The organism is Pannus brasiliensis CCIBt3594 (assembly GCF_036688125.1).
Taxonomy (GTDB): Bacteria; Cyanobacteriota; Cyanobacteriia; order Cyanobacteriales; family Microcystaceae; genus Pannus; species Pannus brasiliensis.
In genome coordinates this window covers 1-25,000 of the sequence record NZ_JBAFSM010000062.1, presented here as the reverse complement: position 1 = coordinate 25,000, position 25,000 = coordinate 1, and the positions used below count along the sequence as shown (strand labels likewise).

The following is a 25,000-nucleotide window of genomic DNA, read 5'->3' as shown; positions in this document are numbered from 1 at the left end:
TAACCTCGCTCTTGCTTACAACAATCGCGGGTTAACAAAGTACGATTCGGGAGACAAAGAAGGGGCGCTCGCCGATTACGAGCGGGCGATTCAACTCGATCCTAACCTCGCTCTTGCTTACAACAATCGCGGGTTAACAAAGTACGATTCGGGAGACAAAGAAGGGGCGCTCGCCGATTACGAGCGGGCGATTCAACTCGATCCTAACCTCGCTCTTGCTTACAACAATCGCGGGTTAACAAAGTACGATTCGGGAGACAAAGAAGGGGCGCTCGCCGATTACGAGCGGGCGATTCAACTCGATCCTAACCTCGCTCTTGCTTACAACAATCGCGGGTTAACAAAGTACGATTCGGGAGACAAAGAAGGGGCGCTCGCCGATTACGAGCGGGCGATTCAACTCGATCCTAACCTCGCTCTTGCTTACAACAATCGCGGGTTAACAAAGTACGATTCGGGAGACAAAGAAGGGGCGCTCGCCGATTACGAGCGGGCGATTCAACTCGATCCTAACCTCGCTCTTGCTTACAACAATCGCGGGTTAACAAAGTACGATTCGGGAGACAAAGAAGGGGCGCTCGCCGATTACGAGCGGGCGATTCAACTCTATCCTAACCTCGCTCTTGCTTACAATAATCGCGGGTTTGCGAAATGGATTTCGGGAGATCGACAAGGGGCGATCGCCGATTACGAGACAGCGGCACAACTATACAAAAAACAGGGGAACGTAGAAGCTTATCAGAAAGCTCTCAATATACTCGCTACCATTAAAGAACTAGAACCATAAAAAAATATGAGACAGGTAATTTTATATCGGGATGAAGATGGCTACTGGATCGTGGAGTGTCCGAGCCTTAAAGGTTGTGTGAGTCAGGGGAAAACCAAAGAGGAAGCACTTAGTAATATTAAAGAAGCGATTTCAGGCTATATCGCCGCATTAGAAGAGGATGGTTTACCCGTACCCTAAAAATATCGGGAAACGTTTTCGATCTATGGGTTCTCGATCACCTTAAACACTTGCCTTACGATTTTGAAATGTAGACACCTCTCGGCTGTCAGATTTTAATTCGTGACCCGCAACAATCGCGAAAATATCTGTCAGTCGATACGGCGTTTTTCTTCTGACGAAAGAGTGGATAGATAAAGCTCGATCGCTTCTTGAATATTGGCGCGCGCTTCTTCTAAAGTCTCTCCTTGACTCTGACAGCCTTCTAATTGAGGACAGTAAGCGTAATATCCATCCTCATCTTTTTCGATCACCACGCTAACTTTACCGTGAACGCTCGACAGATTGCCCCCTCTGGTAGCCTATTTCACACCTTTCTCCTTGAAAAAAGCCGCGTACTTTTTATCAACCCCCTCGATGTGGTTTTGTAGCCAATTACTCAAGAAGAGCATTACCTCGATAGATAAGGTAATTTTTCCCTTGTCAAACTTCTCTTTAAACTCAGTTACCTTCTGCTTGAAAGCTATATGCTCCAGCTTGTGAGCGGCGGCATCGGGATACCCTAACTCGTCGAAATATCTCTCTTCCATTCGGAAATGGCTCTCGGTGTAGCCGATTAGTCCGTTAATAATTTTACCGGTAACATCCTTGCCTTTCCCTTGTTTCATTGCGTCATAAAGTTCGTTGATCATCTTAACGAGTTTTTTATGTTGCTCGTCAATTTCAACAATACCGACACTCAAATTATTATTCCACTGAATTACTGCCATTATCTTTACTCCTGAGTATGTAGCGAGATAAGTTTTCGTTCTACTGATTTCTAAGCGCGAGTAGAGGGCTTTCGTGGGAAACTGCCGAACAGGATCGGGTTTTAGAGGCTAGTCGCGATCGCTGTATCTCCCTGACTCTGACATCCCTTTCATTGAGGACAGTGAGCGTAATATCCATCCTCATCTTTTTCGATTACCACGCTAACTCTAGCGTAAAGAATCGGCATACTTCCCCTAAGATCCGATTTTCTTAATTCGCTTTCCCGATTTCTCAAGCAAGACGATCGATCGATTCCTTACCGAGTTCATGCCGGTTACTATACTCGCGCTCGACTCATAAGCTTCAGGTCGATCGAGTAAGTTGACCGGATTCGATCGAATCGTGTCGGATTCGTGCGATCGATCGCCTGCGGGTTCGACTAAAGCGAGAGAGAAAATTATTAATATTCTTTCATCGGGTAGATGGAAAAAAATTAGCAATTAAATCTTATTAGAGAGGCGAGTGTTAAGTTTTTTGGCGATTATAGAGGCAACGATAGCCGCTCGGACAATTTTATGGTAATGGAATCCTTTTTGGCCGTTCCGTAACTCGTTCGTTCGGCGATCGTGTATCCCAAAAGTATGAGAAATTTGGCAATTATGACGAATCTAACCTTGCCTTACCAAACAGGGGAATCGATTCGGGACACCCCACCGTTGGAAATCTCGTTATTAATCGATACTTTTAAAAGAAATGTTTGGGTAGTGGGGATGTTATTCTGTATTTTCGGCCTGCTCGATCGGGGGATCGCTTTGTGGATCGATAATCTCGGTTCCCCGATCGAGATCGTGCAGGTTTCGATCGCCCTGTTTTTCTCGATCGCTTGGTTGGTTTTCAAACCCGAGATAGCGATCGAGAGCGAGGATGAAGTTTTGCTTCCCGAACAAGAGTCGATCGATCTCGCCGATAACCCTTTTCTATCCGGGACTCGATCGAGAATGTTGGAACTCAAAAAACAACATCTCATCGGTCAAGTCTATACCCTTCCCTTTCCCTATCTCTGTCAGATCTATCATCTCTTAAATCCTCAACATCTTGAAAGCATTCATAGTTTTAGCCTGAATAATTTAAAAGTCAGTAACGTCAATCATCTCCAATCGACGGAAAATGGTGGTATTATCCAATTTCAAACGATTTTAGAAACCCCGATCAACGCGCTGAGAATGTGGCGATCGCCCGTGGTCGAAGTCGATTTAACCCTACACAATCCCTTCACGATCGAGTTGAGCATTCCCACGTACAATCAGAAAAAAATTATCGTTCTCTTCACGATTTTACCGCTCGATCGAGATCGCCATAAATTCTTCGTCGATATTTACAGCGATCTCGCGTGGTATAAACCCTTATTGAAACTCGTCCTTCATGTCGCTTCCCTCTTAACCCTGCTCGAAGACTTACCCTATCTCCGCGGTTTAGCGGGACGGAATCTCGATCGCCTGACGCGGGTTAATCGGCTTCCCGCTCACGAGACGATGGGATTGTTCCGGCGCTTTGTCGAACTATACGGTTCCCGATTGGAGACCGTTTAAAAAACAGGAGTCAGGAGTCAGGAGGCAGGAGGCAGGAGTCAGGAGTCAGGAGTCAGGAGGCAGGAGGCAGGAGGAACTATTCAAGCGGTAGTTGAAATTTTAATAGCTTACCTTACTTTGTAGGGAGCTTGAAAATTATCGTTCTCAAGTTTTCCTAACAAACTCGGGTTTTCGGGCGATTTTCTCTGTCTTGATGTTCCGACTTCTGATAGAGCCGATCGCTCGATCGAACCTAGAAGATAAAAGTAGATTCTCTAGACTTTTTGCAAAAAAAGAGGGAAAAGAAAATGTTAAGAATGGAAAATAGTCAGGGAGAACGTCGTTTTTCTTTGATTTTAGGGGTCATCTTTTTGTTTATCGGGATCGCGGGATTCATTCCCGCTTTCCTGAGCATTCCGGGACAGGCAACCGGAGCGGTACCGATTAACGCCGCCCCCGGTTTATACCCCCTAGGATTCGGTTATTTATTCGGTTTATTCCCCACGAATTTCGCTCATAATATCGTGCATTGTTTGGTCGGGATCGCGGGGGTCGCCGCTTCCACCGACGATCGGGCTGCGCGGACATTCTGCCGGGTTTACGCGTACCTGTACGCTCTCCTCGCCGTTTTGGGATTAATTCCTTTCGGGCGTACCCTATTCGGCTTAATGCCGATTTTCGGTAATAACGTTTGGTTTAACGGATTAACCGCCTTGATCGCGGGTTACTACGGGTTCGTGAGACCTAGCACCGGCATGGAGCGTCCGATTTCTTCGGGTTCCTAAATCAGTCCCTTTATTAGCAGAGTGAGTTCATGTTTTATCACGTCAAAGAACTGCAATTCGACGCGCGGGTATCGTCTCCCGACCCCCGTTTCGCGACCCTGCTCCTCGAACAATTCGGCGGCGCGAACGGGGAACTGAAAGCGGCGATTCAATACTTTTTACAAGCCTTCGCCGCGCGGAAACCCTATCCCGCTCAGTACGATATGCTCATGGATATCGCTACGGAGGAGTTAGCGCATTTAGAAATTGTCGGGGCGACGATCACGATGTTGTTAGACGGCATCAATGGAGAATTAAAAGATGCCGCCGAACAGACTCTAATGACGGAATTCCTGAAAGGGCCGGGTAAAAAAGAGGAACTCTTGCAACAGGCGATCGTGAACCCGCAATTTTTCGCCCTCTCCGGTGGTAGCCCCACGTTAACGAATAGTCAGGGAGTCCCGTGGTCGGGGACTTACGTGGACGCGAACGGGGATTTAACGGTAGATATTCGATCGAATCTCGCCTCCGAATCCCGCGCCAAGCTCGTCTATGAATACCTCCTACAATTCACCGACGATCCTCAAGTTAAGGATACACTCACCTTCTTGATGACCCGCGAGATCGCTCACTATCAAATGTTCGCCTCGGCATTGGATAGCATCCAGCCGAATTTCCCGCCGGGTGTCCTCCAGGGCGATCCCCGGTACACGCATACCTATTTCAATATGTCCGACGGTGGCGATATCCGAGGGCCGTGGAATCAAGGACGGGGCGCGTGGGAAAGTGGCGAGTGGGTGTACGTTTCCAACCCGCGCGACTACGTGGAACAAACCGACGGCTTAACGAACGCTCCCGTGGAAGGAACGACCGAAACACGGGAATCGACGGACGCGATGAACCGCCAACTGGGTCAACAACGGAGTACGGAAGTGAAATCGGCGATTCAATCCGATCCGAATCAGTGGTCGAAGTTCGCGGACGGTTCTCGCTCTAGTTCCGCGAGTGTTCCCCATGTGGAAGAACGGGTGAAGTCGAAATAAGTGAAAGCTTCTGCTGGCGTTTGAGGACTTTTGTTAAAATCACGCGATAAAAAGCGTGATTTTTTTATCATTGATTTTATAATGTAGCGAATTTGAAAGTTGACAAACTTCAAAAATTAGAATTGTAAATAACGTCAGTCCAGGTTAGGAATTTTAGGATCTTTTGGTGGGAAGCCGAGTCTTTATTCGGGGAACTAGACCCCCGAACCTCCCACTGGAGGCAAGGTGTTGCCCCCGACTCCCCCGCGCAAGACTATCAACAACATCACCGCGAGTTAACAAGATTTATCGATGACCCGCATGAGAGGATCTCGATTCTGGCTTATCTTGAATCGAGGTTAAATAGATTTCTGGTGAAATTTGTAGGCAAAAAAAAATCTAGAACCCCTCCTGTAGCGCGGGAATTCTAGATTTAAATCTAGGAAACTTTCCTACCACGGAAACTTTGCAATTTACGGACGACGATGCCCGGTTCCGAACCCGACTAAATGAACTCTTTCCGCTTTCGCGATTCGATCGAGAGCCAAATCGGAAGCAACGCGAGTAGCGAGATCTTGACCGTCCAGGGCGAGATAATCAAGGAGACGATCGCCGCGAGAATCGCCAGACAGGCCATCGCGACTTTCACGATTTCCTCTACCGTCGTGTAGCTGAACCAAGCGCATACAACAGCAAACACTAAGATCAACAGGGAAATAGAGAACATTTCAAGCCGAATTCCTTCACGAGCGCTAGGTTTCACGGGATAGCGGTCAGAATGATGGGAATCAGTCCCGCTAACTTCGGTATTTTACCGAACGGTTCAGAGAACCGTCTCGTGAATTTACTAGATGTGTCCAAGTCCTTATTATCATATCTCTTTAAATTTCCGTGTCAACCCCTAAACACCGAGTCCCGAGCCGATCGAAACATCTATACCCGGACGGAGATCGATCGAGGGCATCGCGGAGAAACTTCGGAAAGCGAGTACCCGTCAGGGGGTAAACTTAGGAAAGACCAGGCGAAACCAGCGAGGAGACCATGATTATCTCCGTAACAGCCCTCAAGGGAGGGGTCGGAAAAACTACCACGGCGATCCATCTCGCCGCTTATTTTCAGGAAAAAGCGCCGACCCTGTTAATCGACGCGGACAAAAATCGATCGGCCCTCCACTGGTCGAGAGAGGACACCCTACCCTTCATGGTCGCGTCTCAGGCGGGAGCTACCGGACTGGTCAAAAAATACACCCATATCATCGTCGATACCCAGGCGCGGCCGGAACCCGAAGAACTCAAGGATCTCGCGCGCGGGAGCGATTTACTGATCCTCCCCACCACTCCCAACCACCTCGATATCGATGTCACCATCAAAGCCGTCGAACTTCTCTCCACGATGACGGATAACTATCGAGTCCTGCTAACTCAAGTCGATTCCCGCACGAAAACGGGACGGGAAGCCAGAAAAATCCTACAGGAAGCGAAATTACCCCTCTTTAAACGGGAAATCCCCCGATTGGTCGCCTTCGAGAGAGCGGCCGAAAAAGGCGTGATCGTCAAAGATTACCCCGACCCGCGCGCGAATTCCGGCTGGCTCGCGTATAAAGGGGTCGGGAAAGAGATCCTTCCGTGAACGAGTCCGAATAATCGTTAAGCTTTCCCGAACCCCACCCCGACAAATGATAGAATTGCCGTCATAGCTAGGGGTGTCCGCGTATACGGGCTGAGAAAGACCCTTAGAACCTGAGACTGGGTAATTCCAGCGGAGGGAAGCTGTTTCTAGAGGAAATAACGATTATGAGACAAGAATGGGTCGCCAAACGTGTCGGGCAGGGAAATGTTTCCCAAATGCACTACGCGCGTCAGGGAATTATTACCGAAGAGATGGCTTATGTGGCCAGACGGGAAAATCTACCCGCGGAACTGATCCGCGCGGAGGTGGCCCGCGGACGGATGATCATTCCCGCGAACATCAATCACGTCAATCTCGAACCGATGGCGATCGGGATCGCGTCGAAATGTAAGGTCAACGCCAATATCGGCGCGTCCCCCAATTCCTCCAATATCGACGAAGAACTAGAGAAATTACACCTCTCGGTTAAATACGGCGCGGATACGGTGATGGATCTCTCCACCGGTGGCGGTAACTTGGACGCGATCCGCACGGCGATTATTAACGCGTCTCCCGTACCGATCGGCACGGTTCCCGTCTATCAGGCGGTAGAAAGCGTTCACGGCAATATTGAAAACCTCACCCCCGATGATTTTCTCCACGTTATCGAGAAACACGCGCAACAGGGTGTGGATTACATGACCATTCACGCGGGCCTGTTGATCGAGTATCTACCTTTGGTGAGAAGTCGCCTCACGGGGATTGTGTCCCGCGGGGGAGGTATTATCGCCAAATGGATGCTCCACCACCACAAACAGAACCCGCTTTACACCCATTTCAACGAGATTATCGAGATTTTCAAGCGCTACGATGTGTCTTTCAGTCTGGGGGATTCCCTGCGGCCGGGATGCACTCATGACGCTTCCGACGACGCGCAGTTATCGGAGTTGAAAACCCTCGGACAGTTAACCCGTCGCGCGTGGGAACACGATGTCCAGGTGATGGTAGAGGGGCCCGGACACGTTCCGATCGATCAGATCGAGTTTAACGTGAAAAAACAGATGGAAGAGTGTAGCGAGGCTCCTTTCTACGTTCTCGGGCCTCTCGTCACCGATATCGCGCCGGGGTACGACCATATTACCTCGGCGATCGGGGCGGCGATCGCAGGTTGGCACGGGACGGCGATGCTGTGTTACGTGACCCCGAAAGAACACCTCGGCTTACCCAACGCGGAAGATGTTCGCAACGGTCTGATCGCCTACAAAATCGCCGCCCACGCCGCGGATATCGCCCGTCACCGTCCGGGAGCGCGCGATCGTGACGACGAACTCTCGAAAGCTCGCTATAACTTCGATTGGAACCGTCAGTTCGAGTTAGCCCTCGACCCGGATCGCGCGCGGGAGTACCACGACGAGACCCTCCCCGCGGACATCTACAAAACCGCCGAATTCTGCTCCATGTGCGGCCCGAAATTCTGCCCCATGCAGACGAAAGTGGATGCCGACGCGCTCACCGAGTTAGAGAAGTTTCTCGCGAAAGAAAAGGCTACCGTTTAGAAAGTGGGGGTGTAGGGTGTAGGGTGTCGGGCGATGGGGAAGTCATGAATATAGAGGAAGTAATCACCCTTTTCTCCCTCACCTCCCTCATCGCCCTCACCTCCCTCACCCCTCACCCTGGTACAATAATCCGTTAATTCACAACCGGACGGACGGATGGATGTAACGGCGATTTTCCAGCAGATTTTAAACGGGTTATCGATCGGCAGTGTGTACGCGATTTTCGCGCTCGGATACACGTTAATTTTTTCGATTTTAGGGATTATCAATTTCGCGCACGGGGCGATCTTTACCCTCGGCGCGTATTTTACCTACACCTTAGCGGGTGGGGCTTTCGGCTTTAACGGGTTGTTGGCGAACGCGCGCTTACCCTTCGCCCTGCCGTTTTTTCTGGCACTATTATTCGGTTCTTTCCTATCGGGAATTACTTCGGTTCTCTTAGAAAAAATCGCATTCCGTCCCCTACGTCAGCGGGGTTCCGATCCGCTTTTAACCCTCGTTTCTAGCTTGGGCGCGGCGGTGGCGATCGTTAACGTGATTCAATACCTCGTCGGCGCGGAAATTTATACCTTTCCCGATACCATCTACGGGAATCTACCGGCGGCGATTAACTTCGGGACGAGCGATCGACCGATCGCCATCCGTACCGTACAGATTATCATTTTCCTCGTCTGCGCGGTGATGGTCGCCCTCCTCACCTACTGGGTCAATTTCACCCGCGACGGCAAAGCCTTGCAAGCCGTGGCCGAGGATGCGACGACCGCTAGTTTACTCGGCATCGACCCGGAGAGGTATATTGTTATCACCTTTTTTATCAGTGGCGCGCTGGCCGGATTGGCGGGAACCCTCGTCGGTTCGAGTGTCAGTATCGCCGGCCCCTACTTCGGTATCGCCTTCGGGTTAAAGGGATTGGGAGTGATCGTTTTAGGGGGATTGGGAAGCATTCCCGGCGCGGTTATCGGCGGTTTACTGCTGGGTATCGCCGAGGCTTTCGTCCCCTCGGAATATTCGGGCTATCGCGAGGCGATCGCTTTCGCTATCCTGTTTATCATGCTTCTCGTCCGTCCTCAAGGTTTACTCGGACGTAAATCGATCCAGAAAGTTTAGCCCCCTCACCTCCTGCCTTCTGCCTCCTAAAAAAATATGGCTGAATTTTTTAATACCTACGGATTTTTAGTAGTATCGATGATTTTCGGGGCGATATTGGGGATTTCTGTCTACTTACCCCTGATGGCCGGTCAATTGTCCCTCGCGACTCCCGGATTTTACGCGCTGGGGGGATACGTGGCCGCGATTCTGTCCACGAAGGTTTTTCCCTCGACGGGGGCGACATTTCCCCTGTATCTGGTTTTGCTGGAAATGTCGATCGCGGGGGTGTTGTCGGGAATACTGGCGATCGCTCTCGGGATTCCCGTTTTGCGATTGCGGGGGATCTATCTGGCGATCGCCACGATCGCTTGGGTGGAAATCCTGCGAATTATCGCCCTAAACCTCGATATTACGGGTGGAGCGGTGGGAATCTTCGCAATTCCACAACCGTTTAGCACCCAGATAGGTTATCTATGGATCGCACTCCCTTTATTAATCCTGACGATGTTTTTTCTGTACCGTCTGGAGAAAATCAAAACCGGACGCGCTTTCAACGCCATTCGCGCCGATGAACTGGCGGCTTCGGCGATGGGAATTAATCCCACCTATCACAAGGTTCTTTCCTTTACCTTGGGCGCGATTCTCGCGGGAATGGTCGGGGCGGTTAGCGCGCATTTTCTCAATACTTGGAACTCCCGTCAGGGAACTTTCGACGCGAGTATTATTTATCTCGCTTTCGTGTTAATCGGCGGATCGCGTACTTTTGTCGGGCCGGTGGTGGGGGGAATCGTGTTGACGGCTTTACCGGAAGTGTTACGCGCGATGGGTGGCGCGGGGGGTTTACCGCTTTGGTTGGGGAATTTTCTCCGCGATGGACGCTTGATTATTTTCGGGGTATTAATCGTATTGGGAACGATTTTCTACCCCCAGGGATTGATCACGCCGGCCGGGGTAAAAAAGTTTATCACTCTCCCGTTAAGTCGGCTTTTCGGGGCAAAGCGATCGAGTTTACCCGGCTAGATTGTTAAAAAAATGATGCGCCTGAAAACTTTATTAGGATTCATCTCGATCTCGATCGCTTTTCCCGCGTTTTTGTCCGGCAGAGTGGACGCGGCGGAAAAAACGATCGCTGTCTGTCAGACGGCGCGGCAGACGATGCGGATCTACCGTTTAGACGGAAAAAACTATCTTCGCGCGATTAATCGTCGCGACGGGATCGTGTGGATGAATCGAACTCCCGTCAGTACCGAATCCAATCCGGAAGGAACGTTATACACGAACCTCCGCGGGGAACAAACGGTGAAAGTGTTCGTGTATCGGAACGGGAGGGATTGTTCGATCGAGATCGGCAAAAAGCCTCCCGAATCCGGTAAGTTATTGCCAACGGGATCGATCGAATAAACTTCTCGCGGAGTCAGAAGAAAAAAATAAGGGAAAAATCGCTAGAAAATATCCCGAAAACCCTGATCCCGCACGATTAGAAACTTTAATTCGGTTTGGAGACGAGCGGGAGAGCGAGCGTCCGCGCGATCGATGACGAAAATCGATTATTCTAACGAGTTTCCGTATAACGACGGTGATCGAGGGGCGTGACAGTGGTGTATAGTATGGTTCCGCGAGTTCAGATCCGCTCTCGCAACGCCGCGATGGGAACGGGATCAAGCCGTTCGCGGGGGGCGCGAATCGACCGCGCCGAACGCTACATGGCGGTCGGGCGGACTCTCTCGGAAAAGCGATCGGAATTCGATTATCGTTAATTTTTAGCTCGATCATGCGAAAAGGAATTCTCTACGGGGTGAGCGTGGGAACCGGCGATCCCGAATTGATTACCGTCAAAGGCTTGAAAATCCTACAGAACACGAGAATTATCGCCTTTCCCGCGGGGGTGGGCGCTCGATCGGGACTGGCCGAGGAAATCATCAAAAACTGGCTCGACGAAGACCAACGAACGTTAAAACTCCATTTTCCCTACACCCGCGACGAGAAGGTGCTAGAACAAGCCTGGGACGAGGCCGCGGCTCGCGTATGGCCCTATTTAGAACGGGGGGAAGATGTGGCTTTCGCCTGCGAGGGCGATGTGAATTTTTATAGCACCTTCACCTATTTAGCCTTGACTTTAAAACAAAAATATGCGGAGGCGGAGGTTCGCACCATTCCGGGGGTTTGTTCGCCGATGGCGGCGGCCTCTAGCCTAGGGATTCCGCTGACGATGCGCGATGAGCGATTGGTCATTTTACCCGCGCTCTATAGTCTAGAGCAGTTGGAACGGGCGATCGAGTGGGCGGACGTGTTGGTGTTGATGAAAGTCGGTTCCGTGTACTCGCGGGTGTGGGAATTCTTAAAACGGAAAAATCTCCTCCGCGATAGCTGGATTGTCGAGCGCGCCACTTTCGCCGATCAGGTGATCTATCGGGATCTGCTCGCCCGACCGAGTTTAGAACTCTCCTATTTCTCGCTGTGGATCGTCCGGGTTCGTCGGGACGGATTGCCGAAAAATCTGGCCGCTTTCCCGTAACGCCGGGGAACGATCGCCCGCTAAAAAATCTCGGGGCAAAGCCACTTTCTGTTAGGATATATGAACTAAAAGCTTTATCGTGAACGAATTATGTATCAAGTGTTAGCGGTGGCCGGACAATTTCCCGTTTATTTCGTGGCGGTTTACGTGGTGGGTTTTCTAGCGGCGGTCACGATCGGTTCGATCGCCTGGTACAATTCCAAACGTCCCGCCGGTTGGGAGGGCGCGCAACGTCCCGATCTGGTTCCCGAAATCAAAACCCCTCTCGATTCCAGCACCGACGAGCAACAGTAATCCCGTTCCGTTCATTCCCCTCTTCCCGTTGGAGAGGGGTTATCGTTGGAAGTTGTCAACGTGAGAGAAGAACACGATAAATTAGTCCGGGATAAAATTCCCGAGATTATCGAGAAATCGGGCTGTAATTACGGGATCGCCACGTTTTCCGACGAGGAGTACCGCCGAGCGATCGGGGCTAAGTTGCTCGAAGAAACGCGGGAGGTAGTAGCGTCTCTCGACGGCGCTCCCGACAAGCTGATCGAAGAACTCGCGGATCTCTACGAGGTCATCGATACACTACTCGACGTAACGGGGATCGATCGAGAACAGATCGCGCGCGAACAACGGGAAAAACGCGAACGGCGCGGCGGATTTCAAGGGAGAATCCGGTTATTGTGGACGGAAAAACGCGAGCGCCCCGCGGGGGGATAATAGAATTACCATCCCTCTCGCGATAGGTAACGGGATATGAGCGAGTATCAGTATTACGAATTTCAAGCGATCGATCGATCGCTAACCGCGGAGGAAAGAGCCACTATCGATCGGTTATCGAGGCGGGTAAAATCGAGCGCGACCAAGGCGAGTTTTATCTACAGTCACGGGGATTTTCCCGGCGATCCGAAGGATGTTCTGGCGGCTTATTTCGATATCATGTACTATATCGCCAACTGGGGGACACAACAGTTACTGTTTCGTTTTCCGAAATCCTCGATCGATCCGGCCTCGATCGAACCTTACCTCGTAGAGGGATGTATCGAACTATCTTTCCATAAAGAATGGGCGATTTTAGATTGGGAATTCCATCAGGAAGAGGGGTTCGATTACTGGATAGAGGGCGAGGGAACCCTAGCCGAATTAGTGGACTTGCGGCGGGAAATCCTCCAGCAAGACTATCGGGGACTGTATTTAGCCTGGTTAAACGCGATCACCGTTTCCGAGGAATACGCGGACATCGATCCCGATAGTTTAGAACCTCCCGTTCCTCTCGGATTACAGGAACTCTCTCCCGCTCAAAAAGCGTTTATTCATATCTTCGACGTGGAGGAAAGCCTCGTGGCGATCGCCAGAAGTGCCAGCACCAAACAGACCGCTATCTCGGAAAAAAGTTTACTACAGGCGATCCCGCGATTATCGACAGCCGAACAACGGAATTTTCTCGAAAGATTGGCGAAAGGGGAACCGAATTTATCGATCGCTTTCCAACAGAAGTTACGGGAAATTGTCGCCGCTCCCTCGACTCCAGATCGAACCCGACGCACCGTTCAAGAGTTACTAGATAGAAGTTCCGAGTGGACGCGAGAAACGGAAAGACAACAGAAAGCAGAAGCGAAAGCGAAACGGATTCAAGATTTACAGGCACTGGCGAAACGAGAGCCTCAAGTGTGGGAGGAAATCGAATTCTTACTTCAGAAAACGCGAGCGCAAAATTACGATCGAGCGGTTCAGTTATTGGTTCAACTACGGGATCTCGCGGAGTTGCAAAATTCTCTCCCGAGCTTTCAAAACAAGATCGAGGATATACGGGAACGCTACTCCCGGCGAGCGGGCTTCCTGTCGAGATTACGCGCCGCTTCCCTGTAAATCCCCCGATCGCTCGCCGAAATCACCCGCGAGAGTTACGGAGCGGCTCGATCGGGACGGGATCAGTGATTTCTCGGAACTTTTCCGGGCGATCGAGCGTCGATCTGTTATACGCTTCATTATTTTTAAGATCTAAAAGCTAGAAAATCGGGATTTTTAAAGCAATAAATCGCTTTTCTACAGGACTTATTGCCATCTTCCGCTTTATTACTCCCCTTACCTACAGTTTTCTAGCCCGACGAAAATTTTTGAATTCCGCTCGTTATTTTAAAGCTGTGGACGGTTTCCGAAGTCGGCGATCGGGATTCGGTAATCTCGGGGAACTTTCCCGAAGTTTTTCCGACATTGCCAGTATAAACCGCTACCACCATACTCTACTATCATAGTTTTGACGGAATAACAACCGTGAAAATCAGCATTATTATTACTACCCGCGATCGTCTTTCCCTGTTAAAACGAGCGATCGCCTCCTCTCTAGCGCAAAAAATCGCCCACGAAATCATTGTCATCGACGATGGTTCCTCCGACGGTACGGGTGAATACTTAGAAACTCTAACGGGAAAGGTTAGGGTCTATCGGAATTCACGGAATCTCGGCCACGCGGGATCGGTCAATCGCGGGGTAGCCCTCGCCACGGGAGACTGGATCAAATTATTGGACGACGATGATTATCTCGCGCCCGATTGTCTGGCAATTATGGCGCGGGAGATCGCGCGCTATCCGCGGGCCGTCATCGCGTCCTGTCAAGCGGCCCAGGTGAATCCGTCCGGGGGGGAAATCAAGCGTACCCGACGGGTAGGACGGGGCAAGATCGCCTATATTTCGCGCTCGGATATCCACTATCGGATGCTATTGGAATATCTTCCCTTCGGTACTCCGGCGCAGGTCATGTTTCGGAAAGACGCTTTCACCCGATCGGGAGGTTGGAATTCCGCTTTCGATCTCGATTTCGATGACATCGAATCGTGGTTAAAGATCGCCCGTTTTGGTGACGCGATTTTTATCAATCAATGTCTAGCCTATCGAACGATCTGGCACGGGGGTCACAATCAAAAATTCTCGATACAGGAGCGATTGAACGCCCATATCGCCGTTAAAGAAAAAATGTACGCTTGCGTCGATCGAGAGTATCGGGAACATCTGCCACCGTTAGCCGATATTCGGAACTATTTGAGATTACATTGGGCGTTAATCGCGCTAAAACGGGGACGAATTCGACTTTGCCGCGAGATCGTCGCTTCCGCCCTTTTCTCCGTCAACGCTTGGCGACTACTGTTCCAGGTGCTTTTTGTCCGCTTACAAGCGGGAACTTAGAAAAATACAATTTTCACGAAATTCATTTTCAATGATATAAAAATCTAGCGACAAAAATTCATGAAAGTATTTGGGATTTTTCAAGATTTTCGCTATCAAATTCAGGAAAATTGAATTTTACAAGAGGTTTAAATAATGCAGATTGCCGAACGAAAAAAAACGAGCGATCGAGCGACCGAGCGATTGGATTTTACCGTGGCGATCGTGACGTATAACAGCGCGGAACGTTTACCGACCGTCTTGGAAAAATTGCGATCGCAGATCGGTACGGAATCGATTCGCTGGGAGGTCTCGATCGTCGATAATAATAGTACCGACGATACCGCGCGAGTGATCCGCTCCTATCAGGGCGATCGACAATTTCCGGTCGCGATTCACTATCACTTTGAACCGCGACAGGGAGCGGCTTTCGCTCGTAAACGGGCCATCCGAGCGGCGAGATCCCCGCTGATCGGTTTTCTCGATGACGACAATTTACCGAATGAAAATTGGCTCGCGGCCGCGGTTCGATTCGCGCGAGAGTATCCGAACGCGGGCGCTTACGGGAGTCAGATTCACGGCGATTATGAAGTGGAACCGCCCCCGAATTTCGAGCGGATCAAGGCATTTTTAGCGATCACGGAACGGGGCGATCGACCCTTAGTGTACGATCCGAAACTGCGGTTTTTACCCCCTTCCGCCGGGTTGGTTATTCGTCGGTCAGCGTGGTTAGAAAATGTCCCGGAAACCTGTATTCTGACCGGGAGAACCGCGAAAAGCGCGCTCACTTCCGAGGATCTAGAAGCTTTGAGTTATCTACAACTCTCTTCTTGGGAAATCTGGTACAATCCCGAAATGGAGATCGACCATCAAATTCCCTCTAAACGGTTAACTCGGAAATATTTGATCGCCCATCTAGGAGGCATTGGCTTAAGCCGGTATATCACGAGAACCGTGGGGGTTCATTCTTTCCTCAAACCGTTTCTGACGTTACTTCACTTACTCAACGATTCTCGAAAAATTCTTTTTCATATAGTAAAATATGGCAGAAAAACGCCGAGAGATACTATCGCCGCTTGCGAGCGAGAATTGTTGATACAAAGTTGGATTAGCCCTTTTTATTTTTATCTAAAAGATTTAAGCGTTCTCCCACAAAGATAAATCTATCTCGGGGAATAAATCACGGGTCGATCGCATTTCCTCGGCAAAGAAATCGGCGACCCGTCTTCTTTCTTCTACCGTGAACGGGGCGATCGAGTAATTCATCTTATTTACGGGTCGATCGATGTTAGCGGGTTGATAGCGATCGTCGATCTCCAAAAAACGATAGGTTTTCTGAATTTCCTCTAGAGGATTTACCTTACACCGCTCGTATTGTAAAACGAGGATTCGCGAGCGGGGAAAATATTTCAGTAATTCTTTTAAACCCACGGTATAATAACTATGGATACAACTATTTAAATAGATCGTGTACAGTTGATATAGATAGCGTTCATCCCGATTAAAATTAAAAGAATTCAAGTGATGGCTAGATAAAAAATTCATTTGAGAAAGCATTCGATCGACGGGATTTCGGAGCAGGATTAAAATTTTCGTGTTCGGGGCGCTTCTAGCCAAATATTCCATACAAAAAGGATGCGTTAGATAATTGGGAGACCACTCCCCACAGATACTATTTTCCGGTGCGGCGAACGCTTGACAGTAGGTTTTTATCTGTTCCTCGCTTATCCCTCGATACTGGAAATGATCGAAATAATGTAACTCCTTTCTACCGAGGCGATTTTGAACAACTCGCGGGTGTTGTAACAGTAAGGAATACCACCAGGAAGTCCCCGATTTTCCCGCCGCCACCCCGACAAAATCGGGGCTTTTAACGTTCCATCCGGGAGGTAGCGGCTGGAAATCACTCGGAACGAACGGTCTTAGTAACGCGGGAGGAGAAGTTTTCTTTTTCGGGAGAGGGAACTTCGCGACGATTTTTTGGAACAAGTCTTTGAGTTCGTTCGGCATACGGACTATACTCGAAATGAAATTTGCCAATTATACTCTACCATTGTAGGGTAGGAAATTATAACTTCACGAACTCGGCAGAAGCATGGATGTATCGATCGTCATCCCCACCTATAATGGTGCCAGTCGCTTGCCACTGGTATTAGAAAAGCTACAATCACAAACCGGAATCGAATCGATCGCGGGGGAAATACTCGTTATCGATAACAATAGCACCGATAACACCGCTGAAATTACCCGTTCTTTTCAAGAAAATTGGCACTGTTCTTTCCCGTTACGATATTATTTTGAACCCCGTCCGGGAGTAGCTTTCGCCAGACAGCGAGGAGTCCGGGAAGCGAGCGGAGACTCGATCGCTTTTCTCGACGACGACAATTTACCGATCGCTAACTGGATAAGCGCCGTACACTCTTTCGGAAAAAGTCACCCGAAAGCCGGCGCTTATGGCGGTAGAATTATCGGTGATCTTGAAATCGATCCCCCGGAAAACTTCGAGAAAATCGCTCAATTTCTCGCCATTCGCGATCACGGTTCACAACCGCGTTTATTCGAGCCGGAACGGTTACGACTTCCCCCCAGCGCGGGACTGGTGGTACGTCGAAGTGCCTGGCTCGATAGTGTTCCCCCGGAATGCGCGTTAACCGGCCCGAGAGGAGCGGCTTTGATGAGGGGAGAGGATTACGAGATCCTGTTATACCTACATAAGCGGGGCTGGGAAATCTGGTATAATCCCGAAATGACGATCCATCACGCGATTCCCCGGCAAAGATTAACGAGAGATTATTTATTACCGTTGGCGAGAAAAACCGGTTTGGTTACTTGTCATTTACGCGTGATCCTCGCGAGCGATCGAGAGAAGCCTTCGATCTTGCTAAGAACTTTATTCGGCAATTTCAAACGAATCATTTTTCATTTTCTAAAATATCGACAACATTTTTATCGGGACGTAACGATCGCCTTCGAGTTTGAATTTTTTTGGGGTGGTTTCTTGAGTCCTTTGTATTACTTACAGCAAATTTCTAAAATCAAGTCATGACGATTCCAACGCCAGAGCCTTTCATCTCCGTTATTATTCCTACCTACAATCGCGGCGCTCTTTTACGGGAAACGATCGAGAGCGTCCTACAGCAAACCTATCGGAACTATGAAGTGATTATCATCGATGACGCTTCTGGGGACGGAACCGCGGATTGGATCGCCGAACATTACCCGGAATTACCGTTAATCCGTCTGTCCGAAAACGTGGGTGGCGCGGAAGCGAGAAATATCGGACTCCGACAGGCGAAAGGGGATTTTATCGCGTTTCTCGATCACGACGATCGCTGGATGCCCGACTATTTAGAACAACAGATCGCGGTGATTCGATCGAGCGAGAATATCGTTCTCTCTTACTGTGATTATTTCGAGGTATTTGTAGACGGCTCGAAAACTTTTCGGAGCGGAAAACCGCGGGCGAGCTATCCCGATTTTACCGATCATTTATTAATGCAAAATGTGATTCACTCTCTCTCGTTGACGATGATCCGTCGATCGGCGTTATTGGAGGTCGGTTTTTTTGATAGATCCTTGCGAATTTGTAACGATCTAGAGTTATATTTACGATTGTCCGTCGCGGGCGATATCGTTCACCTCCCGCGAGCGTTAGTCTGGAAATACCGCCATTCGGAAAATGCCTGTAATAATTATTGGCTGTGGTGTCGCGAGCTTCTGGAAGTGTACGAGCTTTTTTTCGCGCGCGATTTCAGTCATCCGTATCTCGATCGCCGCTCGCGAATTAAATCGCACGCGATGGTTACTTTATGTAAAGTCGTATGGCGGTACAAGCGCGATTATCGGTTCGCTTTATTTACGCAGTGGAAAGCTTTCTATTTCGCGCCTCTCTATCGTTTACAGCTACTCTCTACCCGCTGGAAAAAATTCGCTCATTCTTCGTAACCTAACTTCTGTAAAGTATCGCCGACGATCTCGCGACATTCGGAAATCATTTTATCATCTAGATCGGTTTGCCAACGGTTAACCCGACGCTCCGAGGCGGTGGTTCCAGAACCCGCATCATCTTTAACTAACGAAGAAAATCGCTTCATTTTATCTTTCCAGGAAGATTGATTCGGGATAGAATTATCGGTTGACTCGGGTACGTTTTGAATCACCCGATCGGAAATGGAATCGACGATCGTTTGCAATCGCTGTCGATCGAACTCTAGCCGTGGATAGGCGAATTGTAGAATTCGAGGCGCGACTTCTTCGGGTTTCCGGACTAAATCCTCGTACTGAAAATGAAATTGTCTTTCGGGGGGAATCGAGGAAAAATCCTGTAAACTGGTTTCCACGCAGATTTTCCACTGGTGGGCGGCGTTAATATGGGGAGGGTTCGAGAGCATTCGCCGATAACCGGGAATCCGAACGTGCGGCCATCGATCCTCTAGCGTTAGGTAAACCTCGTTTTGAAAGGTTTTCATCATCGAGGCGATCACATCCCGTCCGTCGCGAATCACATGAATAAATCGAGCGTCGGGAAAAAGGCGATTCAGACGGTTCACTCGAAGACTATCGCGGGGATCTTTGACGACTAAATAGGGTTTATCGACGAGAATTTGCTGATAGTATAGCGATTTTAGTATCCAAGAACCGGGGCGATGATAACTCGAACGGTAACTATCATCGTCGCTCGATCGAAAAACTTTCTGCCATAGCTGGAAAGGTTCAAATAAAACGGTGGTCAGAGGTTGATCCTGAAAAAGCTTTAAGGTAATCGAAGTCCCGCTCCGGGGAGCGCCGATGATAAAAATCGGCGGGTACTGATGAAAGTGCCGGAACGATCGGGGAAGGGATTGAAGGAGCGAGAGAGCGATAGTAGCTTTTCTGTGCATGATGGGGATTCGTTCCTACCGCGGGCATTGACAGATCGATCGCTCGATCCTACCACGCGACGCTCTGCTGGAGAGAACGTCACTTTCGCGGGCGCGTGAATTCGGCGCGGGGGGAGCGGATCGCGGAAAGCCTATCCCGAGAACGCTCCAGTCCTAAGTATAAATACTTAAAAGCATTTGAACTATCCGCGGGCATTTCTCGGCACGATCGACAGGTGGATCGGTGTCGGGGCGATCGCTCTCGCGGTAAATCTCTAGAGCGGGCGGGCTATGTTCGGGAAATATCCGTGATTTCAAGGTTATTTCCCGACTAATATCTCTCCTACACTCAAAGGTAATCAAGAGAGATTTCTATCGTTTTTTGGGTCGCTTCGCAGGGGAACAGTTACCGGGAAGTGAGAGTTCCGCTCGTCTGAATTTCAAGATAGATCGCCGCTCTACAGAGGTATAGGTTATGCATTCGTATTGGGAATCTTTTTCTGAATTATTTTCCGAGGATTTAAACGGACAGGATCGGAAAAATGTTTCTCCTGTACAGCCGGAAAAATCTTCTTCTTCCCCCGTTCGGGAGCTACAGAGAACGGGCGCCCCGGATAGTTTCCCCGCCGCTTCGATCGAGCGGTCGCCCTCGGGGTTCGATCGGGACGGATCGCTTCTAGAACAAGGTTTCGGCTGGGTGGGTGTATCGCCTCGATCGACCCTCGCCCCCTCGAATTCGGGTCCCGTCGGCAGTGGTTGCGGTTGTTGTTCTTGCCAGGGCCAAGAATTTTCGGCAAACTATACTATACAAGAAACCCGCGCGACCGCGACCACCCTTCAATCTAGCGCGGCAACCCTTCCATCCGCGACGACTCCCGCGGTTCCTATCGACGGATTGCTATCGGGTTTTAAATGGAATTTTACCTGGGGAACCCGTCAATTAACCTACAGTTTCTTTAACGGTGGCGGTTATTACGGAAATACTTCCGTGTCCCCGGTTAGCGAGGCGACCCGTAATAATATTCGGGCGATCTTTCAAAACATTTCCGGTCTCGTAAATATCGATTTCGTGGAAGTTTCCGAAACGAGCGGCAATTTCGGTCGGATTCGTTTTCTGCTCGATCCGACTCTCAGTAGCCTGACTGCCGCCACCACCACGTATCCCACCACGGACGCGCTCGATTCTCAAGCCGGGGACGTGAGACTGAACCCGATTTACGATAACGCTTCGAGCGGGAACGGATTTCAAAACCCCGCCGGTCGGGCCGGGTACATGACCTTGATCCACGAGATCGGTCACGCTCTCGGCCTCAAGCACTCTAACACCGGAACCCCCGTGTTAACTCCCGGAGAGGACAACACCACCAATACGGTGATGAGATCCACGGCCAACGGAGGCCCCGCGGGAACTTTCATGACCTACGATATCAAGGCCCTACAATTCCTGTACGGGGCGAGAAACTCTTCGCCGGGTGACGATACCTACCGGTTCGCGGGTCGTATCGATCAGTACACGGTCAACGGTCAGGCTTTTCTAACGACCAATATTCAGAAAAAATTGACCCTTTGGGACGGTGGCGGTCTCGATACCCTGGATTTTTCGCAACTTTCCTCTAGTGGTACCGGCTATCGTTTTGACATCAATCCGGGCGGCATTGTAACCACGAGAAGCGCTTATAATGGCACGACCTACACGGTCGGCGGCGCGAGCTATTCCACCACGACGTTCGGCACGTCGATCGCTTACGATGTTGTCATCGAAAATGTCGTCGCTTCCAGCAGTAACGACGAGATTTTTCTCAATAGCGCCGCGAACACGGTCTCCGGCTATCGCTCGTCCGCCGCGAATGGTAACGATATTATCTGGAACGCCACGAATCAGGACACGCTCGATCTGTCCCCCTTCGCCACCACGAGCGTTACCTCTACCCAGAGCGGGACGGATCTGATCCTGGGGTTAGGCGCGAACGGTTCGGTGACGATTAAAAATTATTTCTCCGTTGCCAGTACCGAGCGAATGAATATTCGCTATCAAAATTCGCCCGCTTACCTCTCGATCGCCGATCTGACGGTGAATGAGGGCGGTGGCACGGCCTCGCTGACGGTCACGCTTTCCAACGCCGTGAGCGACACGGTGACGGTAAACTATAGTACCGCCGATAACACGGCGATCGCCGGCCGGGACTACATCGCCACCGCGGGAACCCTGACTTTCGCTCCCAACACCCGAACCGCGACGTTGACCGTGGGCATTATCGACAACGCGATCTTTACCCCCTCCGGCACCGGTTTTCGCGTGAATTTGAGTAACGCGCAAAAAGCGGCGATCGGCGACGGACAAGCGGACGTTACCGTTATAAATAACGATCTGGCACCGACCCTCGCGATTCAGAGCAATCTTTCGGTTGTCGAGGGAACGCTCCTGTCGGGTTCGCCGACCGCGAATTCCGATATTACCGTTACCCTGAGTAATCCCAGTAGCCAGACGGTAACGCTCAAGTACGCCACGGCCGACGGTTCCGCGCTGGCGGGATCGGACTATCTCGCCACGAGCGGCACGTTAACCTTCAATCCGGGGGAAACGAGCAAAAGTTTTTCGATCGCCGTCTACGGGGACTCGATCGCCGAATCCGATGAAACGCTCCTCATCAATTTCACCGATCCCCTGAACGCGACCCTAACCAACAATCAAACGGTCTTCACGATCGTCGATGATGATAGCGCGCAAAGCCTGACGGCGAACAGCGTACTGACGGACGAACTCCTCGGCGGCACCACTTCCGGCCGCCGGGGAAACCGACCGGCGAGCGGGAATCAACCCGGACGCGACGGGGGAATTCTCGCGGAACTCTTTTCCCGAGGCCTCGGAACGGGCCGGCTGGTTTCGGGAGCGATCGATCCCTTCTCCCGCAACGATTCGATCGAGATTCCGGCCGTCCTCCCCCCGGCGACAGATTTTGTCGCGATTTAAAAGACCGCCCCGGCCTCGTTTCTGTAGGCGAACCAATCCTTAACGGTATTGGCGTTCAGAGTTCCCGCGAAAGCTTGTCGCGTGTAGCCGATCACCTCGTTTACCGAGTAGAAATAATCGATACTCGGGTGCGCGGCGTTCAAGATCCCCGCCGTCGAGTGACGCAGTAGGGCCTGGGAAACGGTATTTCCATCCGCGTTCAGCGCTTCGAGGAAGGTAAGGGTATTATCCTTATTGCCGAGCGAACGGACGAGCGCGTCGTTTACATCCACGCCGAACACCGTTTCATAATTACTATCCGGCGTGTAGGGGACGGGATAGTGATTCTGTCGTATCCCGTTATTTTTCCAGAAACCGGGGGTCAGACCCTCGCCGCGACCGTCGGGACGGAGGATTAATCCCGCGTCCAGACTGAAATCGTTCGCGCTCGCGACCGAGACCGGGGCGGTTCGTCCCGTGAACGGATCGGCATCGCTATCGATCGAATCGTTCGTTCCCGCGTCTTTCCCGGCGAACGTGTAATTTCCCGGCGCGACGAACCCGATCGAGTAGGTTCCGGGAGCGACCTCGAAGGAATAATAACCGAAGGCATCGCTTACGGTGGAGATCGGACTACCGCTCGCGTCGAGAACGGGATTGCCGCTCGCGTCGAGTAAGTTCACGGTGGCGCCCGCGACCCCCGGTTCCCCGGAGTCCTGTAAGCCGTTTTTGTTCGTATCCTGCCAGACAAAATTCCCGATCGAGACCCGAGCGATCACTCCGGCATCCACGTTCCAGTTCGATTCACCCGCGCCGAGTTCGATCGCCCCGGTCATTCCCAAAGCGTTCGCGTCACTATCTTGGAGGTCGTCGGTCGCGTCGGCGGGACTGAAGCCACTGTATCCCCCCTCGGGCAGGATAAAACGAACGCGGTAAGTTCCGGCGCTCAAACCGGAGAACAGATAAAAACCGTCTATTCCGGTGGTCGTGCCGGCGAGAAAAGTACCGCTATTACTATCGAGCAGTTCCACGGATACCCCCTCGATCCCCTCTTCTCCCGCGTCTTGAATCCCGTTCGCGTTCGCGTCCGACCAAACCCGATCGCCGATCTCGCCCGATAGAACCTGTTGTTCGGGGAGCAATCCCGCGTCGATACTCAAGTTCGATTGACCGCCGGTGACGGTAAAAGAAGCCACGCGCCCCGTGTTCGCGTCCACGTCGCTATCCAGGCCGTCATCGCTTCCCGCGTCGATCGCCGTAAAACCGCTGACACCGACAACGCTCGATAGATCGAATTGCACGGAATAGGTTCCGGGTCGAACCGTGAATTCATAGAGTCCGGTCTCGTCCGCGTCCTGGGTGAGAGGATCGTCGTAACGCGTCACGGTCTCGATCGGGTTGCCGTTACTATCGAGGACGGGATTGCCGTTACCGTCGAGAAGCCGGACGATCATCCCCCCCACGCCGGGTTCCCCGGTGTCTTGAATCCCGTTCTCGTTGCCGTCTAACCAGACCCGATCGCCGATCGTCGCGTATTGATACAGTCCGGCATCCACGCTCGTATCGAACTGGCCGCTCGTGAGAGCGATCGGCCCGGTCAGTCCCGTCGCGTTCGCGTCACTATCTTGGAGGTCATCCGTCACGTTCGCGGGGCTAAATCCGGCGTACCCGTCGGGTTGGATGAAACGAACGTAATAGGTTCCCGGAGTTAAATTCGAGAAGAGATAGGAACCGTCCGCCCCGGTGGTCGTGGTAGAAATCAGGCTCGTGCCATCACTACCGAGTAACTGCACGGATACGCCCGCGATTCCCGATTCTCCCGCGTCTTGAATCCCGTTCCCGTTCGTATCCAGCCAGACCCGATCGCCGAGCGTCGCGTATTGATACAGTCCGGCATCCACGCTCGTATTAGATTGGCCGCTCGTGAGAGCGATCGGCCCGGTCAGTCCCGCGACGTTTGCGTCACTATCTTGGAGGTCATCCGTCACGTTCGCGGGGCTAAATCCGGCGTACCCGTCGGGTTGGATGAAACGAACGTAATAGGTTCCCGGAGTTAAATTCGAGAAGAGATAGGAACCGTCCGCCCCGGTGGTCGTGGTAGAAATCAGGCTCGTGCCATCACTACCGAGTAACTGCACGGATACGCCCGCGATTCCCGATTCTCCCGAGTCTTGAATCCCGTTCCCGTTCGTATCCAGCCAGACCCGATCGCCGAGCGTCGCG

The 25,000-nt window shown here is 51.2% G+C and carries 28 protein-coding genes and 1 riboswitch; of the genes, 21 read left to right on the top strand and 7 right to left on the bottom strand.

Translation table 11 applies throughout. From position 1 onward, the window contains the following. Positions 1-787, top strand: a 787-nt coding sequence (locus V0288_RS22005; protein ID WP_332867328.1) for a tetratricopeptide repeat protein, incomplete at its 5' end; no start/stop codon positions are given. A gap of 6 nt (positions 788-793) precedes the next feature. Further along, positions 794-967, top strand: a complete 174-nt coding sequence (locus V0288_RS22000; RefSeq protein ID WP_332867327.1) for a type II toxin-antitoxin system HicB family antitoxin — start codon at positions 794-796, stop codon at positions 965-967. Positions 968-1,098: 131 nt separating this feature from the next. Here the strand turns inward: V0288_RS22000 and V0288_RS21995 are convergent, their stop codons facing one another. Continuing rightward, complete coding sequence (locus tag V0288_RS21995) at positions 1,099-1,263, bottom strand: type II toxin-antitoxin system HicB family antitoxin (RefSeq protein ID WP_422662048.1); 165 nt, start codon at positions 1,261-1,263, stop codon at positions 1,099-1,101. A 45-nt stretch (positions 1,264-1,308) separates the two neighbouring features. Beyond that, positions 1,309-1,716, bottom strand: coding sequence for a bacteriohemerythrin (locus V0288_RS21990; protein WP_332867326.1), 408 nt, complete (start codon positions 1,714-1,716; stop codon positions 1,309-1,311). 639 nt (positions 1,717-2,355) lie between these two features. On the opposite strand from V0288_RS21990, the gene V0288_RS21985 reads away from it, so the two are divergent. The 4 genes from V0288_RS21985 to V0288_RS21970 all read left to right on the top strand — a co-directional run bounded on the left by V0288_RS21985 (position 2,356) and on the right by V0288_RS21970 (position 5,071). Continuing rightward, positions 2,356-3,285, top strand: coding sequence for a hypothetical protein (locus V0288_RS21985; RefSeq protein WP_332867325.1), 930 nt, complete (start codon positions 2,356-2,358; stop codon positions 3,283-3,285). Then, the gene (locus tag V0288_RS21980) at positions 3,248-3,376 is read left to right on the top strand and encodes a hypothetical protein (protein WP_332867324.1); all 129 of its coding nucleotides are present in this window, start codon (positions 3,248-3,250) and stop codon (positions 3,374-3,376) included. Before V0288_RS21985 ends, V0288_RS21980 begins: the two co-directional genes overlap by 38 nt. 196 nt (positions 3,377-3,572) lie before the next feature. Next, complete coding sequence (locus tag V0288_RS21975; protein WP_332867323.1) at positions 3,573-4,049, top strand: DUF4383 domain-containing protein; 477 nt, start codon at positions 3,573-3,575, stop codon at positions 4,047-4,049. Positions 4,050-4,078: 29 nt separating this feature from the next. Next, entirely contained in the window at positions 4,079-5,071 is a 993-nt protein-coding gene (locus V0288_RS21970; protein ID WP_332867322.1) for a manganese catalase family protein, read from the top strand. 484 nt (positions 5,072-5,555) lie between these two features. Here the strand turns inward: V0288_RS21970 and V0288_RS21965 are convergent, their stop codons facing one another. After that, positions 5,556-5,777 carry a riboflavin synthase subunit alpha gene (locus V0288_RS21965; RefSeq protein WP_332867321.1) on the bottom strand — a complete coding sequence of 74 codons (222 nt, stop codon included), beginning with the start codon at positions 5,775-5,777 and terminating at the stop codon, positions 5,556-5,558. A 314-nt stretch (positions 5,778-6,091) separates the two neighbouring features. Between V0288_RS21965 and V0288_RS21960 the strand changes: the two genes are divergently transcribed. The 10 genes from V0288_RS21960 to V0288_RS21915 all read left to right on the top strand — a co-directional run bounded on the left by V0288_RS21960 (position 6,092) and on the right by V0288_RS21915 (position 13,675). Continuing rightward, positions 6,092-6,679: a ParA family protein gene (locus V0288_RS21960; RefSeq protein WP_332867320.1), complete on the top strand. Its 588-nt coding sequence runs from the start codon at positions 6,092-6,094 to the stop codon at positions 6,677-6,679. A gap of 59 nt (positions 6,680-6,738) precedes the next feature. Continuing rightward, positions 6,739-6,834, top strand: a riboswitch (TPP riboswitch). A 9-nt stretch (positions 6,835-6,843) separates the two neighbouring features. Beyond that, positions 6,844-8,214 (top strand): phosphomethylpyrimidine synthase, encoded by a 1,371-nt coding sequence (gene thiC, locus V0288_RS21955; RefSeq protein ID WP_332867319.1) that lies wholly within the window; start codon positions 6,844-6,846, stop codon positions 8,212-8,214. Between the two features lie 156 nt (positions 8,215-8,370). Next, the gene (locus V0288_RS21950) at positions 8,371-9,321 is read left to right on the top strand and encodes a branched-chain amino acid ABC transporter permease (RefSeq protein ID WP_332867318.1); all 951 of its coding nucleotides are present in this window, start codon (positions 8,371-8,373) and stop codon (positions 9,319-9,321) included. 36 nt (positions 9,322-9,357) lie between these two features. Next, positions 9,358-10,323, top strand: a complete 966-nt coding sequence (locus V0288_RS21945; RefSeq protein ID WP_332867317.1) for a branched-chain amino acid ABC transporter permease — start codon at positions 9,358-9,360, stop codon at positions 10,321-10,323. Positions 10,324-10,335: 12 nt separating this feature from the next. After that, entirely contained in the window at positions 10,336-10,704 is a 369-nt protein-coding gene (locus V0288_RS21940; protein WP_332867316.1) for a hypothetical protein, read from the top strand. Between the two features lie 206 nt (positions 10,705-10,910). Beyond that, the gene (locus tag V0288_RS21935; protein WP_332867315.1) at positions 10,911-11,060 is read left to right on the top strand and encodes a hypothetical protein; all 150 of its coding nucleotides are present in this window, start codon (positions 10,911-10,913) and stop codon (positions 11,058-11,060) included. A gap of 14 nt (positions 11,061-11,074) precedes the next feature. Next, positions 11,075-11,818 (top strand): precorrin-2 C(20)-methyltransferase, encoded by a 744-nt coding sequence (locus tag V0288_RS21930; RefSeq protein ID WP_332867314.1) that lies wholly within the window; start codon positions 11,075-11,077, stop codon positions 11,816-11,818. A 90-nt stretch (positions 11,819-11,908) separates the two neighbouring features. After that, the gene (gene psb35, locus V0288_RS21925; RefSeq protein WP_332867313.1) at positions 11,909-12,112 is read left to right on the top strand and encodes a photosystem II assembly protein Psb35; all 204 of its coding nucleotides are present in this window, start codon (positions 11,909-11,911) and stop codon (positions 12,110-12,112) included. Between the two features lie 45 nt (positions 12,113-12,157). Then, complete coding sequence (locus tag V0288_RS21920; RefSeq protein WP_332867312.1) at positions 12,158-12,526, top strand: nucleoside triphosphate pyrophosphohydrolase; 369 nt, start codon at positions 12,158-12,160, stop codon at positions 12,524-12,526. Between the two features lie 36 nt (positions 12,527-12,562). Beyond that, a complete protein-coding gene (locus tag V0288_RS21915; protein WP_332867311.1) occupies positions 12,563-13,675 on the top strand; it encodes a hypothetical protein in 1,113 nt (370 codons plus the stop codon). Here V0288_RS21915 and V0288_RS21910 read toward each other — a convergent pair. Beyond that, positions 13,655-13,795, bottom strand: a complete 141-nt coding sequence (locus V0288_RS21910; protein ID WP_332867310.1) for a hypothetical protein — start codon at positions 13,793-13,795, stop codon at positions 13,655-13,657. The two genes, V0288_RS21915 and V0288_RS21910, sit on opposite strands and share 21 nt — an antisense overlap. Before the next feature lie 285 nt (positions 13,796-14,080). Between V0288_RS21910 and V0288_RS21905 the strand changes: the two genes are divergently transcribed. Next, the gene (locus V0288_RS21905; protein WP_332867309.1) at positions 14,081-14,989 is read left to right on the top strand and encodes a glycosyltransferase family 2 protein; all 909 of its coding nucleotides are present in this window, start codon (positions 14,081-14,083) and stop codon (positions 14,987-14,989) included. 135 nt (positions 14,990-15,124) lie between these two features. Next, positions 15,125-16,129 carry a hormogonium polysaccharide biosynthesis glycosyltransferase HpsE gene (gene hpsE, locus V0288_RS21900; RefSeq protein WP_332867308.1) on the top strand — a complete coding sequence of 335 codons (1,005 nt, stop codon included), beginning with the start codon at positions 15,125-15,127 and terminating at the stop codon, positions 16,127-16,129. Here hpsE (V0288_RS21900) and V0288_RS21895 read toward each other — a convergent pair. Continuing rightward, positions 16,106-16,978, bottom strand: coding sequence for a sulfotransferase domain-containing protein (locus V0288_RS21895; protein WP_332867307.1), 873 nt, complete (start codon positions 16,976-16,978; stop codon positions 16,106-16,108). The genes hpsE (V0288_RS21900) and V0288_RS21895 overlap by 24 nt on opposite strands. Before the next feature lie 85 nt (positions 16,979-17,063). On the opposite strand from V0288_RS21895, the gene hpsE (V0288_RS21890) reads away from it, so the two are divergent. Both hpsE (V0288_RS21890) and V0288_RS21885 read left to right on the top strand, forming a co-directional pair. Continuing rightward, positions 17,064-18,014 carry a hormogonium polysaccharide biosynthesis glycosyltransferase HpsE gene (hpsE, locus tag V0288_RS21890; protein ID WP_332867306.1) on the top strand — a complete coding sequence of 317 codons (951 nt, stop codon included), beginning with the start codon at positions 17,064-17,066 and terminating at the stop codon, positions 18,012-18,014. Further along, the gene (locus V0288_RS21885; protein ID WP_332867305.1) at positions 18,011-18,913 is read left to right on the top strand and encodes a glycosyltransferase family 2 protein; all 903 of its coding nucleotides are present in this window, start codon (positions 18,011-18,013) and stop codon (positions 18,911-18,913) included. Before hpsE (V0288_RS21890) ends, V0288_RS21885 begins: the two co-directional genes overlap by 4 nt. On the opposite strand, the gene V0288_RS21880 is transcribed toward V0288_RS21885, so the two are convergent. Then, positions 18,901-19,848 carry a sulfotransferase family protein gene (locus tag V0288_RS21880; protein ID WP_332867304.1) on the bottom strand — a complete coding sequence of 316 codons (948 nt, stop codon included), beginning with the start codon at positions 19,846-19,848 and terminating at the stop codon, positions 18,901-18,903. The genes V0288_RS21885 and V0288_RS21880 overlap by 13 nt on opposite strands. A 454-nt stretch (positions 19,849-20,302) precedes the next feature. Between V0288_RS21880 and V0288_RS21875 the strand changes: the two genes are divergently transcribed. Continuing rightward, complete coding sequence (locus V0288_RS21875; RefSeq protein WP_332867303.1) at positions 20,303-22,798, top strand: Calx-beta domain-containing protein; 2,496 nt, start codon at positions 20,303-20,305, stop codon at positions 22,796-22,798. Here V0288_RS21875 and V0288_RS21870 read toward each other — a convergent pair. Beyond that, on the bottom strand, positions 22,795-25,000 hold a 2,206-nt coding region (locus tag V0288_RS21870; protein WP_332867302.1), incomplete at its 5' end, for an SdrD B-like domain-containing protein. The two genes, V0288_RS21875 and V0288_RS21870, sit on opposite strands and share 4 nt — an antisense overlap.

Excerpts from the sequence above, each read along its gene's own strand:
- V0288_RS22000 (WP_332867327.1), top strand. The coding sequence starts at position 794 with ATGAGACAGGTAATTTTATATCGGGATGAAGATGGCTACTGGATCGTG.
- V0288_RS21990 (WP_332867326.1), bottom strand. The coding sequence starts at position 1,716 with ATGGCAGTAATTCAGTGGAATAATAATTTGAGTGTCGGTATTGTTGAA.
- V0288_RS21985 (WP_332867325.1), top strand. The coding sequence starts at position 2,356 with ATGACGAATCTAACCTTGCCTTACCAAACAGGGGAATCGATTCGGGAC.
- V0288_RS21975 (WP_332867323.1), top strand. The coding sequence starts at position 3,573 with ATGTTAAGAATGGAAAATAGTCAGGGAGAACGTCGTTTTTCTTTGATT.
- V0288_RS21970 (WP_332867322.1), top strand. The coding sequence starts at position 4,079 with ATGTTTTATCACGTCAAAGAACTGCAATTCGACGCGCGGGTATCGTCT.
- V0288_RS21965 (WP_332867321.1), bottom strand. The coding sequence starts at position 5,777 with ATGTTCTCTATTTCCCTGTTGATCTTAGTGTTTGCTGTTGTATGCGCT.
- V0288_RS21960 (WP_332867320.1), top strand. The coding sequence starts at position 6,092 with ATGATTATCTCCGTAACAGCCCTCAAGGGAGGGGTCGGAAAAACTACC.
- thiC (WP_332867319.1), top strand. The coding sequence starts at position 6,844 with ATGAGACAAGAATGGGTCGCCAAACGTGTCGGGCAGGGAAATGTTTCC.
- V0288_RS21950 (WP_332867318.1), top strand. The coding sequence starts at position 8,371 with ATGGATGTAACGGCGATTTTCCAGCAGATTTTAAACGGGTTATCGATC.
- V0288_RS21945 (WP_332867317.1), top strand. The coding sequence starts at position 9,358 with ATGGCTGAATTTTTTAATACCTACGGATTTTTAGTAGTATCGATGATT.
- V0288_RS21940 (WP_332867316.1), top strand. The coding sequence starts at position 10,336 with ATGATGCGCCTGAAAACTTTATTAGGATTCATCTCGATCTCGATCGCT.
- V0288_RS21935 (WP_332867315.1), top strand. The coding sequence starts at position 10,911 with ATGGTTCCGCGAGTTCAGATCCGCTCTCGCAACGCCGCGATGGGAACG.
- V0288_RS21930 (WP_332867314.1), top strand. The coding sequence starts at position 11,075 with ATGCGAAAAGGAATTCTCTACGGGGTGAGCGTGGGAACCGGCGATCCC.
- psb35 (WP_332867313.1), top strand. The coding sequence starts at position 11,909 with ATGTATCAAGTGTTAGCGGTGGCCGGACAATTTCCCGTTTATTTCGTG.
- V0288_RS21915 (WP_332867311.1), top strand. The coding sequence starts at position 12,563 with ATGAGCGAGTATCAGTATTACGAATTTCAAGCGATCGATCGATCGCTA.
- V0288_RS21910 (WP_332867310.1), bottom strand. The coding sequence starts at position 13,795 with ATGAAGCGTATAACAGATCGACGCTCGATCGCCCGGAAAAGTTCCGAG.
- hpsE (WP_332867308.1), top strand. The coding sequence starts at position 15,125 with ATGCAGATTGCCGAACGAAAAAAAACGAGCGATCGAGCGACCGAGCGA.
- V0288_RS21895 (WP_332867307.1), bottom strand. The coding sequence starts at position 16,978 with ATGCCGAACGAACTCAAAGACTTGTTCCAAAAAATCGTCGCGAAGTTC.
- hpsE (WP_332867306.1), top strand. The coding sequence starts at position 17,064 with ATGGATGTATCGATCGTCATCCCCACCTATAATGGTGCCAGTCGCTTG.
- V0288_RS21885 (WP_332867305.1), top strand. The coding sequence starts at position 18,011 with ATGACGATTCCAACGCCAGAGCCTTTCATCTCCGTTATTATTCCTACC.
- V0288_RS21880 (WP_332867304.1), bottom strand. The coding sequence starts at position 19,848 with ATGCACAGAAAAGCTACTATCGCTCTCTCGCTCCTTCAATCCCTTCCC.
- V0288_RS21875 (WP_332867303.1), top strand. The coding sequence starts at position 20,303 with ATGCATTCGTATTGGGAATCTTTTTCTGAATTATTTTCCGAGGATTTA.